Origin of the sequence: Fictibacillus sp. 5RED26 (assembly GCF_015903895.1) — a bacterium.
GTDB lineage: Bacteria > Bacillota > Bacilli > Bacillales > Fictibacillaceae > Fictibacillus > Fictibacillus phosphorivorans.
On sequence record NZ_JACZDU010000001.1, the window covers coordinates 1,261,750 to 1,275,109 of the forward strand.

General features: G+C 37.9%; 9 protein-coding genes. 6 read left to right on the top strand and 3 right to left on the bottom strand.

Going from position 1 to position 13,360, the window contains the following annotated elements:
* Positions 1 to 60 precede the first annotated feature (60 nt).
* On the top strand, positions 61 to 687 hold the full coding sequence (locus IHV10_RS06650) for a uracil-DNA glycosylase family protein (protein WP_197127839.1): 627 nt from the start codon (positions 61 to 63) through the stop codon (positions 685 to 687).
* A gap of 10 nt (positions 688 to 697) precedes the next feature.
* On the opposite strand, the gene IHV10_RS06655 is transcribed toward IHV10_RS06650, so the two are convergent.
* Positions 698 to 2,110 carry a Na+/H+ antiporter NhaC family protein gene (locus tag IHV10_RS06655; protein ID WP_197127840.1) on the bottom strand — a complete coding sequence of 471 codons (1,413 nt, stop codon included), beginning with the start codon at positions 2,108 to 2,110 and terminating at the stop codon, positions 698 to 700.
* A 472-nt stretch (positions 2,111 to 2,582) separates the two neighbouring features.
* Here IHV10_RS06655 and IHV10_RS06660 point away from each other — a divergent pair, with 472 nt between their 5' ends.
* From IHV10_RS06660 to IHV10_RS06675, 4 genes are all read left to right on the top strand, one after another.
* Positions 2,583 to 4,121 (top strand): DEAD/DEAH box helicase, encoded by a 1,539-nt coding sequence (locus tag IHV10_RS06660; RefSeq protein WP_197127841.1) that lies wholly within the window; start codon positions 2,583 to 2,585, stop codon positions 4,119 to 4,121.
* A gap of 148 nt (positions 4,122 to 4,269) precedes the next feature.
* Complete coding sequence (locus tag IHV10_RS06665) at positions 4,270 to 4,770, top strand: metallophosphoesterase family protein (protein WP_197127842.1); 501 nt, start codon at positions 4,270 to 4,272, stop codon at positions 4,768 to 4,770.
* A 67-nt stretch (positions 4,771 to 4,837) separates the two neighbouring features.
* Positions 4,838 to 5,386 (top strand): GNAT family N-acetyltransferase, encoded by a 549-nt coding sequence (locus IHV10_RS06670; RefSeq protein ID WP_197127843.1) that lies wholly within the window; start codon positions 4,838 to 4,840, stop codon positions 5,384 to 5,386.
* Positions 5,387 to 5,486: 100 nt separating this feature from the next.
* Entirely contained in the window at positions 5,487 to 9,008 is a 3,522-nt protein-coding gene (locus tag IHV10_RS06675) for a dynamin family protein (protein ID WP_197127844.1), read from the top strand.
* 154 nt (positions 9,009 to 9,162) lie between these two features.
* Here the strand turns inward: IHV10_RS06675 and IHV10_RS06680 are convergent, their stop codons facing one another.
* Positions 9,163 to 10,617, bottom strand: coding sequence for a UDP-N-acetylmuramoyl-L-alanyl-D-glutamate--2,6-diaminopimelate ligase (locus tag IHV10_RS06680; protein ID WP_197127845.1), 1,455 nt, complete (start codon positions 10,615 to 10,617; stop codon positions 9,163 to 9,165).
* Between the two features lie 128 nt (positions 10,618 to 10,745).
* Positions 10,746 to 11,903 carry an aminotransferase A gene (locus IHV10_RS06685; protein WP_197127846.1) on the bottom strand — a complete coding sequence of 386 codons (1,158 nt, stop codon included), beginning with the start codon at positions 11,901 to 11,903 and terminating at the stop codon, positions 10,746 to 10,748.
* Between the two features lie 161 nt (positions 11,904 to 12,064).
* On the opposite strand from IHV10_RS06685, the gene IHV10_RS06690 reads away from it, so the two are divergent.
* A complete protein-coding gene (locus IHV10_RS06690; RefSeq protein ID WP_197127847.1) occupies positions 12,065 to 13,324 on the top strand; it encodes an MFS transporter in 1,260 nt (419 codons plus the stop codon).
* The last annotated feature ends 36 nt before the right edge of the window (positions 13,325 to 13,360 follow it).

Sequence of the window (13,360 nt, forward strand, 5' to 3'; positions counted from 1 at the left end):
GATATTGTGGCATACGAATAAAGAAAGCACAATTATTTACGATTGAAGGAGGCAGATTTGGTGGACATTCATTCATTTTTTGAAGAAGCATCAGAACGATATCGTGTTCAAGATTTAATTTCTGAACATACGAATATGATATTTATTTTAGAATCGCCTCATAAAGAGGAAATCAAATTTGGAGTACCTTTGGCCGGTCTCTCAGGCAGATCGATGGCAAAAGAATTATTTGCAGTCGAAGATAGTCCTCCGATGGGAAAGGTGTTAAAGCAGTACATAGACGAAAAAAAGAAGACAGTATTTGGAATCGTAAATGTTTGTCCGTTTCCTTTGCAAGGTGCTGCATTTCCCGATCATACTTTTGTTAACAGATATAGAGATGAGATTAAAGTTGCTGAAGCAGTAAGAACGAGTTCGGTAAAAGTCTATAAAGACGAAGCGAGAGCTCATTTCGATCAATTGTTATTAAACCAATTCGAAAGTAGGTTAACCTCACTGATTAAAGAAAACACGGTCATCGTTCCATGCGGAAGATTTGCAGAAAAATACGTTAACAAACTGTCTAATAAAGACAGGTTAACCATTATAGAAGGTGTACCACATCCTTCTTATCATTCATGGTCTCGAGATCGCTATCAAGAAGTGATAAATAAAGTAAGAGAAGAAGGAAAAAAAAGAACCTCCTAAATCAGGAGGTTCAAATGAAGAATACAGTTGCTCCGTATAGTACCGCTGTTATGCCAGCAGCAATTAGTGCAGGTTTTAACTTGTATCGTGCATAGGTGATAACAGATAGGTTTAAAATACGGGCAATCGTATTCGTATCATCACTTAACGGTGAAGCGAATGCTCCGAATGTCCCACTTGCAAAGACAGCTCCAATCACAAGAGGAAGAGAAACATCTGCCACTCCTGCCATTGATACCCCTAGAGGCATTAATATTCCCCACGTACCCCAGGCAGATCCGATAAAATAGGAGACAGCACAACCGAAGATAAACAGCAATGGGACGATAACTGATCCAGGGATCCATCCTGCGTATCGTGTTACAAAAGCAGAGAAACCAAGTTCTTCAGTAACAGACGATAAGCCCCAAACAACAGCTAACAGCACGATAACACTCATCAATTCGTTGCCACCGAAAATAAATCCATTCAACAGATCACCCGTTTTCATTTTCTGAAATCGTAGAAAAAGAAACGTGAATATGGTTGTAAACAACAGAGCGATCAGCATCGCATCCATAACATCTGCTGAAATGAAAGCCTCAAAAAAACTATCTTTCGTTTTTTTGTAACCATCCCACCATGTTAACAATAGAGTAAGGAAGACGACTAAGATGAGCGGAATGAGTAAGTTCAATGGTTTGTTCGGAAGTTCTCTATTAACGGCAGGATCACAACTATGCCAGTCGTCCTCTTCACTTTCTCCAACATCTTTAGGATCGGTTTCTTCTGTTGATTTTGAATGGTGAAAAAAGCTGAGGTATACCCCTACGATGATCATGACAAAAGAGAAAAAATTAAACGGGATGCTTTGTATAAAAAGAGAGTATGGATCTGCGTTAATGTTTTCGTTTTTCAAAGAGATATCTACAATAGAAGTCATGTATCCAACAAAAGCGGTAGCGATTGGTATCAACACAATGATGGGAGTTGCTGTTGTTTCAATGACAAAGCCGAGCTCTTGGGTAGACATCTTTACCTTTTTTAAAAGAGCTCTCATGATCGGAGCAATCGTGACGAAACGAAAACTTGGAGCAGCAAAAGTGCCGATTGTAGACACATAAGTAAGCAACAATGCCCCTTTTTTTGTTTCAATCCTGTTAGAAGCTTCTTCTACAAAGCCTTTGATTCCACCAGAAAGTTTAATCATGGAAATGAGTCCGGAAAAAGCATACAAAAACACTAATATTTTTATGTTTTTAGGGTCTACAAGCCCTTTGACTAGAAATTGGACCATCTTCTCTAGACCACCCACAAGAGTAGGGTGGAGAAGGTATGAGCCAGTCAAAAGACCAGCGATCAAACCTGGGAGAACTTGTTTAGTCTTGATAGCTATAGGGATTACCACTAAGAACGGAATAACAGAAACCCAATTTTGATCCATGAGAGGTCCTTCTTTCATACAAGAGATAATACTGTTAGCGTGTGATGCTTTTTAAAATTTATTCTTTATTAACAAAAGAAAAGACGTTTCATCTAAAACCCCATTGGTTAGAATAATAGCGTCCAAGTGAAACATCACATGTTTAAAGAGTGGGGTGAATAAACTTTAAACATCACTTCTAAATGTAAAGAGTTGCATTTATTAGGTTTACGTGATAAGTTTAACAACGGAATATATATGGACGGAACAAGTTTGAATTACGGATAGCCTTGTAACTATTAACGTTTAATTTTTACGCATATTCACATGGCTAAGCATTTCCCATCAATATGTTATAAGGAAATGCTATTTTATGTGCAAATCATGATGTATTTTGAAAAAACAAATTGGTCGGCAGCTTAACATTACAAACCATGCCGGATCCACGAGGTTATCGTAAAACCTTTTTCGTCACAGAAAAGGAGATAGAACATTGACAACATTTCAAGAACTAGGACTAAGTCCTGAGTTGCTTCAATCCATTAATAATATGGGATTTGAGGAAGCAACACCGATTCAGCGTGATACCATTCCAACAGCACTTAAGGGGACTGACCTTATTGGCCAGGCACAAACAGGGACTGGTAAGACAGCTGCGTTTGGTATACCGCTAATCGAAAAAATGGATACTAGATCACGATTCGTTCAAGGAATCGTATTAGCTCCAACTCGTGAGTTAGCTGTTCAAGTAGCAGAAGAACTCAACAAAATCGGTCAATTTAAAGGAATTAAAACATTGCCGATTTATGGTGGACAATCCATTGTTCGACAAATTAAAGCATTAAAAAATGGTCCACACATCGTAGTAGGTACACCAGGACGTGTGCAAGACCACATCAATAGAAAAACATTGAAGCTTGATAGCGTTCATACAGTTGTGCTTGATGAAGCGGATGAAATGCTTAACATGGGATTCGTTGAAGATATTGAAAAGATCTTAGAAAACGTTCCTACAGAACGTCACACGATGCTTTTCTCTGCAACAATGCCTAAGCAGATTCAAAACTTGGCTGCTAAATTCATGAAGGATGTTCTGCTTATTAAAGTAAAAGCTTCTGAAATGACAGTTAAGAACATTGAGCAAGAATATGTTGAAGTAAAAGAACGTCAAAAGTTTGATGCGCTATGCCGTTTCATGGATATTCACTCTCCAGAGCTTGCGATCGTTTTCGGACGTACGAAGCGTCGTGTAGATGAATTGTCTGAAGCTTTAAGCAAACGCGGTTATTCCGCTGAAGGGATTCACGGTGACCTTCCGCAAGCAAAACGTGACAAAGTGTTACGTGCGTTTAAGAACAACACGATTGAAGTTCTTGTTGCAACTGACGTAGCTGCTCGTGGTCTTGACATCTCTGGTGTTTCTCACGTTTATAACTTCGATATTCCTCAAGATCCAGAAAGCTATGTTCACCGTATTGGACGTACTGGCCGTGCAGGAAAAACAGGTTATGCATTAACATTTATCACGCCTCGTGAAATCGATCACCTATACACGATCGAAAAAATCACAAAGCGTAAAATGGTAAAACGTGCGATTCCTTCTGTTTCAGAAGCAATGGAAGGACAACAGCAAATCACGCTTGAAAAGCTGATGGAAGTTGTTGGAGAAGATAACTTTAACGGTTATAAGCAAACAGCAGTTGAGTTACTAGAAGAGAACGATTCTGTTACACTTTTAGCTGCAGCGCTTAAGCTTCTTACAAAAGAACCTGATATGACTCCGATCAATCTTACAGATGAGCCGCCACTATCAGTTAAAAAGAGACGTCCTAATAATCGTTTCTCTGATCGTAGACGTTCTGGAGGAGGCCCTAAAAGAGAGGGTGGAGGCGGAAGAGATAATCGCCGTTCTGGATACTCTAAAGGCGAGCGCAGTGGTTCTCGAGATGGTGGAAACCGCAGTAGCAGCGGCAGCCGTGATCAATCATATCGTTCACAAAAACGTGTTCGTGAAGATTTCAAAAACAGATAAGACTTTAGGAAGCAAGGGAGAAGTTTTCCCTTGCTTTTTTTGTATTGGACGAAAGCTATGATGAAATTAAAAATATAATGTTTCTATCTCACAGCAAAAAACACTGATTTCAAACTAACAGCTCATAATGAAGGGAGAATAATGGGATTTGAAAAAAATATTAATCATTTCTGATACCCACATGCCTAAAAAAGGAACGGCGTTTCCTGAACCCATTCTAGATATATTAAGGAAGCATATCGATTACATATTTCATGCAGGAGACTGGACGGAGAAATCTGTATACGAAGAACTTAAAACGTTTGCACCTGTTTATGCAGTGAGAGGTAACGTAGATCAGGATAGCTGGAGTAGTACTCTTCCTGATAAAGTACTTGTAGATATTGAGAATGTGAAGGTTGCGATGGTTCATGGTCATCTTGGAAAGGGAAGATCGACACCTGAACGTGCATACAGTGAATGTCAAAGAGATGGAGCTGATCTGATCATATTTGGTCATTCCCACATTCCTTTTCATGATGAAAAAGGTGATAGTATACTTTTTAATCCCGGTTCGCCAACGGATAAAAGAAGGCAGAAACAATTCTCGTTTGGTATTGCTGAGATTGATCAATCAACCATTATACTCACTCATCATTATTTTTCCTGATGAATGACAACCTGTAAAGAAGACATAATAATACAATCACAACACAACACTTGGAGGAATAAAAATCATGCCGAATGGGGATAACTTCTTCTTTACAGCGAAAAATGGTGAAGAGATCACCTTAAGACCCGTAGAAGAAAAAGATGCAGCAGATATTACTCGACACGTAGAAGCAATCGTAAAAGCAGGTAGATATCTTCAAAAAGAGGAGCCTCATTCAGTTGAAGAAGAGGTTGAGTTTATTCTTGATGTTAAGCGTAAGGGTAATTTGTACACAGCGGTCGAACGAAACGGAAAGGTAGTAGGTATAGCTAGAGTACTAAAAGGTGAACTTCAAATGAAAAGACACACCGGTGTCTTTAGAACTTGGATTCATCCCGAGGCTCAAGGTCTAGGAATAGGAAAAGAACTGCTGGCTCATACGTTAAGGTGGGGTGAGAAAAATAACCTACATAAGATATGGCTTACTGTTTTCTCCGGAAATGAGAAGGCAGTAAAGGTTTATGAGAAAGCCGGTTTTATTATAGAAGGGAAACAAAAAGATCAGGTAATCATAGAAGGTGAGTTTGAAGATGAATACTTCATGGCGTATTTTTTTAGATCTACTTCAAAATAAACTCAATCGGATTCCAAGAGAATAGATAATCAATGGTGAAATCGCTATCATATATATGGTAAAGTGGATAGTGATACAGTATTGAAGACAGGTGGATACGATGAAGTCAACTGAAAAAGAATTATTGATAACAGAAAAACAAAGATTGATCGGTTTATATGAAGCATTCCAAAAAATGAACAATCGAAAAGAAGAAGAACAATTAAGCAAACTATTCCTCAAAGTAGCGAAGGAAGAGTTTGCTATAGCTTTTTGCGGCCATTTTTCTGCAGGAAAATCAAGCTTGATCAATGCACTTTCTCAAACAGGAATTCTACCATCCTCTCCAATTCCTACAAGTGCAAACATCGTCAAAATGGTCAAGGGAGAGGAAAAGGCGGTTGTTCAGCTCAAAAGTAAAGAAGTGGTTACTTTTGAGCATCCTTATGACGTAAATGAAATAAAAGAACTATGTAAAGATGCCGAACTAGTTGAGGCGATCGAGATCTATTACGGCGGTAATGAAGAGGATACAGAGAATATAGCATACTACGACACACCAGGAATCGATTCTACAGATCCGCTCCATAAAAAAGCGACTGAAAACGTTGTCTATTTAGCTGATCTGATCTTTTATGTAATGGACTATAACCATATACTCTCTGAGACGAACATAGAATTCATTTCATCTTTGATTCAGAGAGGAAAAGATGTCCGCCTAATCGTTAACCAAATTGATAAGCATCGTGAAGAAGAGTTGAAGTTTACAGCTTTTAAAGAAAACGTTTTTGACTCTTTTCAATCTCATGGAATACCGAAAGAACATATCTTTTTCACAAGTGTTAAGAAACAAAATGTTGCTCATAATGACCTAACTGCTCTTATGGCTTATATCAAAAGAATGGAGCAAAACAAAGATGCTCTTCTATTAAAACAAGTGAATAATCAGCTTCAGCATTTTGTGCATGACTATGTAGAAAGAACAGAAGAAGGTATAGCAACTATTGATGTTGTAAGTCAGAGACTAGCTTCTTTTTCTAAAGAACATGAAGATCTTTTAAAACGACTATCACAAAAAGAACAGGTTATCATCGAAAAAGAGGAAAGTGTTAAGAACCAACTTGTTAACATTTTAGAATCTGCGCAATTAATGCCCTATGAGACAAGAGAAAGCGCAGGCTTGTTTATCGAATCTGCTAAAAAAGACTTTAAAGTAGGGATTTTCTTCTCTAAACAAAAAACAGAACAAGAACGAAACGATCGAACAAAAGATTTATCAGAAAAACTACAAAAGTCGATCGATGCTCATATCAACTGGCATGCGCAAAACTATGTAAGCACTCTTCAAAAAGAAGTGGACCATAACCTCCCAGATTGGGAACCTGTTAAAGTAAATAAAGAATTGTTACATTCATTCGTTACACCAGGTCTTTCAGCTCAAGGGCAAGGTCTTTTAAACTATTGCAACAACATTTCAAATGAAGTGAAAAGACTAGCACGTCACCAGATTACAAATTGTATAAATTCTGTAAAATCATGTTTAAATATAAAAGTTGGCCGTGAGTTATCCAACTTAAAAGAAGAGTTGAATAGGTTAGAGGATGAGATAAAAACGCTGCAGCAGGATAAAGAGATCGCGGAAAATTGGGATGAGCAAAAACATGAACTTTATGAGATGCTGTATGCTGATTTACCAGGTGATCGATCTGTATATGAATTTGAAAGAAAGTTTCTTGCTGAATATCAGCCTTTATCTATCGAGATGTTTAAGAAAAAGTTTGAAAAAGAACCAATTGATAACTTGAAGGAGCAATATGAAGAGGAACATAACATTACGTTACATTCAAGTAATGATTCTCTCTTGAAAGAAACCGAAAAATTATCAATAGCCGCTTCTATACTAAAGCCGATCAGAGGGCTTTCTCACCTAGCGTCAGAGATGGAAGAGCTGCAGAAGAGACTAGATAAACGATCGTTTACGATGGTTCTCTTTGGTGCGTTTTCAGCTGGTAAATCATCGTTTGCTAACGCCTTATTCGGGGAAAGTATTCTTCCTTCCTCACCAAACCCTACGACAGCTGCAATTAATGAGATACGATGCCCAGATCGTGATCACCACCATGGTTCGATCATGATTGAGATGAAGAGTGAAGAAGAACTAAAACAAGAGCTTAACAATGTCTTAAAAACAACAGAGAAAGAATTGAACGATTTATTGGATTCATCAGACAAGGAACTGGCTTCATACAAAGCAGGCTACGCATGGGCGAGAGAACAACTAGGCAATGTACTAAATAAAGAAATTTCTGAGATTGGCGAATATGCTGCAGATGAAACAAAAGCTTGTTTCATTAAAAAAATCACGATCTATTACAGCTGTCCGTTAACAGAAAAAGGTCTTGTGCTCGTTGATACACCGGGAGCTAACTCGATTCATTCTCGCCATACTGAAGTCGCGTTTGAATACATGAAGGATGCAGATATCATCATTTATCTTACGTACTTTAACCATGCATTTTCATATGCAGACCGCGAATTTTTGATCCAGTTAGGAAGAATTAAAGATACTTTTTCATCAGATAAGATGTTCTTTGCGATCAATGCTGCCGATCTAGCTGAAACGGAAGAAGACAAGAACGATGTCGTACATCATGTGAAGAGCAATCTTCTGACATTTGGTATCAGAAATCCAAGATTATTTCCGGTTTCTAGTAAAAATGAACTGATTCCTAGTAAGCGTGCAGAAAGTGGTTTTTATGCATTTTCATCTAGCTTAACTCATTACATCGAACATGAGTTAGAAAACGCAATGATCAAGAGTGCAAGATCATCTGTAAAACACGCAAGCGCGGTCATAGAAAATATGATCAAAGAAACCGTTCAAAGAATGGAGAAAGAAGACGAGTATTTAGAGAGTCTTCAAAAGAGAGAGAACACGTTAGTTGATTTCAGTAATGATTACATTAGTATATCGAAAAAACAATTTCTGCAAGAACAAAAAGAACTTCTCTATTATATAAAACAGCGTGTATTGATTCGTTATCATGATTTTTATAAAGAGACGATCCATCCGGCTGCGGTTCAAAATTCTAAGAATGCTTTAGCTGAATGTATAAGAGAACTTCACGCAAAGATCTCACACGATTTGCACCAAGAATTTAAAGCCTGTTCATTACGATTAGATCATTGGATACAAAAAGATATGAAAGATAAAATGGAGCATCTGATCTCTAAAGCAGCTCAAGAAGGTGTGAGTTTACAGGAGAGAGATGAAACAGGGAATCAATTTAAAACACCATCCTTTTCCTTAGATTTTGAAAATAAGGATGAAACGAAACTTAAGAAATGGTTATCATATTTTAAAAATCCGAAGCAGTTCTTTGAACAAAGTGGTTCGAATGAGCTAAAAAATCATCTTGTGGATGAGATAGATCATGAAGTGGAGAATTGGTTGGTAGAAGCTGATAAAAAGCTTACCCAGCATTATGAAGATGTGTTAGTCAACACAGAAAAAGAAGCAAAGACTTACATTGTAAATCAGGTAGTTTCCTACTTTGAAGAATTGAAAAAGCCTGGCGATCTAGAGGCAAGAATTCAAGAATTAAATCAATCTTTATCAAAGTTTGAACAAATCGAAGAATAATCTTAACATGTACTCGATAGCTTCGTGGAAAGCAAGCACCTGGAACGAAGACCAACTACATCCAAATGCAACTAAGATTTCAAAAAGACTTTTAAAAAATAAGAACAGCATCCTCATTGATGAGGATGCTGTTCTTTTATAAAGATTGCTATTTTTATATGAAAGTCGGTTTGTTTAAAGTCTGATACAGCTCTACAGAAGCAAGATCAGAGGTTGAAGGATGATTGTATGTTTCTTTATACTTTTCAGGTCCTTTACCCGTTATGATTACTACTGAGTTTGCTGGAGCTTCTTTTAGAGCAAAGAATATTGCATCAGTCCGATCTCCTATGATTACAGGTTGCTGAGAAGATCTAGGGATCGCTTCTTTTGTTTCTAGAAGAAGTTGATCACGATCTATACCGTTCAAATCATCTACCGTTAAGACAGTCTTCGTACTGTACTCTAAAGAGATCTTAATCATATCAGTCCGTTTTGTTAGATCTCTGTTTCCTCTAAATCCAAATACATGATAAAGGGGTTTGTCTCCCGCTTTTTTGCTCGCTGCTTCAAGCACTTGAGAGACTCCATCAGGTGTATGTGCATAATCCACGATCACTTCTGTCCCGTTATGAAGTGTGATCTCTTCAAAGCGACCAGGGATTCCACCGAAGCTTTTTAAATATTCAACAGAGTTTTTTATAGGAATCCCATAATCTAAAGCAGCGGCGATCGCGGCAGTCGTGTTAAGGGCGTTATATTCTCCTGGTAATGGTAACGAAACGGTTACCTGTAGTGTTTCATGCACAAGGTTAAAAGAATCTATTCCGACGTCTTCAATATAAAAATCATCAGACTTTCGTTTACCATAGGTCCAAATCTGCAAGTCATTTTCTGACCGCAGTTCATCCCGTAACCGCTTGCCGTATTCACCTTCACTGCAGATGATGGCCGTTCCTCTATTCTTCAAATATGAAAATAATTTAGATTTACAGAGGAAATATGATTCCATCGTTCCATGATAATCAAGATGATCGTGAGTTAAATTGAGAAAAATCGCTTGATCATACGTAATCCCATCAATCCTATTCTGTTCGATCCCATGTGAACTCACTTCCATAACAACTACATCATCATTACTTTCTAAGAGCATCTTCTGTAGAGTAACAGGATCTGGTGTAGTGTGTGAACTTTTCACAATTTCAGAATTGATATAATGATATACCGTACCGAGAAGAGCGGAAGTCATACCGTGAACATGGAGGATATGCTGTAATAAAAAGGATGTTGTTGTTTTTCCGTTCGTTCCTGTAATACCCGTCATCTTATGTTTCTTATAGGGCTCTTCATAAAAGTAGGAAGCGGCTAGACTTAATAAACGCTTCGTTTCTTCAGCGTAAATATAAACACCAGGACCGATGTTCTCATCATATTCACCGATCACAGCTGCTGCCCCATTCTCAAATGCTTCTTGTATGTACTGATGGCCATCAGCTTGAACACCTGAGATCGCAAAAAACAAGTTTCCGGGCTTAACTTTCTTAGAGTGGGATGTAATGCCGGTGATCTCTGGGTCATCCTCAATGATAGATCGTATAGATAAGTGACTTAATATAGCTTTTAACTTCACAAAAACGCATCCTTTGAATAAATTAATTTTAGTTTTTTTCTAATTTAAGTTCTTATTCAGGAACTTTAAATTAACCGTAATATGTTTATGTTAACTTATTCGAAAAAACTGCCCAGTTTGAGGGCAGTTTACGTAAGGGAATTTATAAAGTTTTCTATGCCATCCATACCTTTTTTTAACTGTTCTAGCGAAGCCGCATAGGAGATTCGTACATAACCTTCTCCGATAACTGTAAAAGCATCACCTGGTACTACAGCCACTTCTTGTTCTTGTAAAAGCTTTAAAGCAAAATCATAAGAGGAGAGTCCATATTTTTTTATCGAAATAAAGAGATAAAATGCACCATTTGGTTTTTCGAACGTTAACCCCATCTCGTGAAGTCGATCGTAACAATAATCTAACCGTTCTTTGTAAGCGTTACGCATATCGAACGCGTCATTCTTGCCTTCCGTTAATGCCCGAATCGCAGCCGCTTGAGAAATGGTTGAAGCACATGTGACATTATACTGATGAACTTTCAAAACATGCTGCATGAGATTACTTGGTCCGAAAAGCAATCCGATTCTCCAACCGGTCATGCTGTGTGACTTTGAAAGTCCGTTGATAACAAATGTTTTTTCACGCATGCCTTCATAGTTCGCGATCGATCGATGTTCACCTTCGTATTTTAGTTCGCTATAGATCTCATCAGATATTACAAAGATTTCTTTATTAGAAAAGTAGTGAGCAAGAGCCTGTAAATCATGATCCTCTAAAACAATACCTGTCGGATTAGAAGGAGAGGGAATGATGATGGCTTTCGTCTTTTTTGTTATATGTTTTTCAATTAGTTCGGGCGTCACTTTAAAACCTGTTTGTGTTGTATCAATATAGATAGTATTCGCACCGCAAAGAGTAATTACGGGTTCATAACCAGGATAGATGGGAGCAGGAAGAAGAACATCATCACCTTCACTTAAGATGGTTCGCAAGGTTATGTCGATCGCTTCACTCGCCCCGGCTGTTACGATTATTTCTGAAGCAGGATCATAATGAAGAGAATATTTTTCTTGTAAGAAAGAAGAGGCAGCTTCTCTTAGCTCTATATATCCTGCGTTATGAGAATATACCGTTTGATTATTATGTATCGCTCTTATCGCAGCTTCTTTTACATGCATAGGAGTTGGAAAGTCAGGTTGTCCTAATGTTAATGAGATCGCGTTAGGGAACTTAGAAACTTCATTAAAGAATTTACGAATTCCTGAAATTTGAATGTCTTTAGCTTTGCTGTTTAATAAATGTTCCACAAAAATTAACTTCCTTTCTACATTTCGCACCGATTAACAAATGAAACGTTGCCATTAGTGTAGCTTTATTTGGTTTCTAGAGTCAATGGGTGGATTTTCTTGTATGGTTTTATGACTTTTTACAATACTAAAGATGTAATAGTACGGTTTTGGAGGAAATTATGGAAGCAAAGAAAAAGTGGGACTTACTTGCACTCGCATCCATTCCCCTTGTGATGACTTTGGGGAATTCTATGCTCATACCCGTTTTGCCTGAAATCGGTAAAGAACTAAATATAAGCTCTTTTCAGGTTTCGTTGATCATTACGGTGTATTCGATCGTTGCGATCTTGCTAATACCAATCGCTGGATATCTGTCAGACCGTTTTGGGCGTAAAAAAGTAATCATCCCAAGTCTTTTTATAGCCGGAATCGGAGGTTTAATCTGTGGTTGGGCAGCATGGCAATCCGATCATGCATTTACTTTTATACTTATCGGAAGATTTTTTCAAGGTGTTGGTTCTTCAGGAGCTGCACCCGTCGTCCTGCCATTAGTAGGAGACATGTTTAAGGATGAAGAAGAAGTGAGTTCAGGGTTAGGGTTGATCGAAACATCCAATACTGTGGGTAAAGTTTTAAGTCCTATTCTAGGAGCATTTCTTGCAACAATCGTATGGTTTTTACCGTTTTGGCTCATCCCTGTATTTTGTGTTGTTTCCATCTTGTTAGTTCTGTTCTTAGTTAAAGTACCTAAAAAGGATCAAGAAAAGCAACCATTTAAAGAATATTTAAAAAATGTAAAGAAAATTTTCCATAACGAAGGAAGATGGTTGTTTGCCATTTTTTTAATCGGTGGCATCATCATGTTTGTTCTGTTTGGTATCTTGTTTTATCTATCGACCATATTAGAAGAGAAATATGGTGTGAAGGGTGTTATGAAAGGATTAGTAATCGCTGTACCGTTATTAGCACTTTCCATAGCCTCCTTTATTGCAGGAAAGAAGATCAAACAAAATAAAATCGTCATGAAGTGGTGTACGTTTATCTCTATGGCGTTGTTAGGCGGGTCAGTCTTTTTAATTACGTTTACAGAGAACGTCTATTTTCTTTTAGGTGCTCTATTTGTGGCTGGTATAGGGATTGGTGCTGCTCTACCGAGTTTAGATGCCCTTATTACAGAAGGAATTGAAAAAGAGGCAAGAGGGACGATAACCTCGATCTATAGTTCGATGAGGTTTGTTGGTGTCGCGCTCGGACCTCCCATCTATGCTATCTTGATGAAACAGTCACATGAGATTGTTTTCTACACTTCCGCAGGTGTGAGTATGGTTGGTGCGATAGCTGCATTTTTTGCTATCAAGCCAGAAAAGGAAAAGGGTGGGGGAGACGAAGAGAAAAAAGACCCTAAACCAACGCAACCATTAAAACCTGCTTTAGAATAGAAAAAGACAGTGAAAAAACAAGGGCATTGCATGAAA

Bases quoted from the DNA above. Each gene is read 5' to 3' on its own strand.
- IHV10_RS06670 (WP_197127843.1), top strand. From the start codon at position 4,838: ATGCCGAATGGGGATAACTTCTTCTTTACAGCGAAAAATGGTGAAGAG.
- IHV10_RS06675 (WP_197127844.1), top strand. From the start codon at position 5,487: ATGAAGTCAACTGAAAAAGAATTATTGATAACAGAAAAACAAAGATTG.
- IHV10_RS06690 (WP_197127847.1), top strand. From the start codon at position 12,065: ATGGAAGCAAAGAAAAAGTGGGACTTACTTGCACTCGCATCCATTCCC.
- IHV10_RS06655 (WP_197127840.1), bottom strand. From the start codon at position 2,110: ATGGATCAAAATTGGGTTTCTGTTATTCCGTTCTTAGTGGTAATCCCT.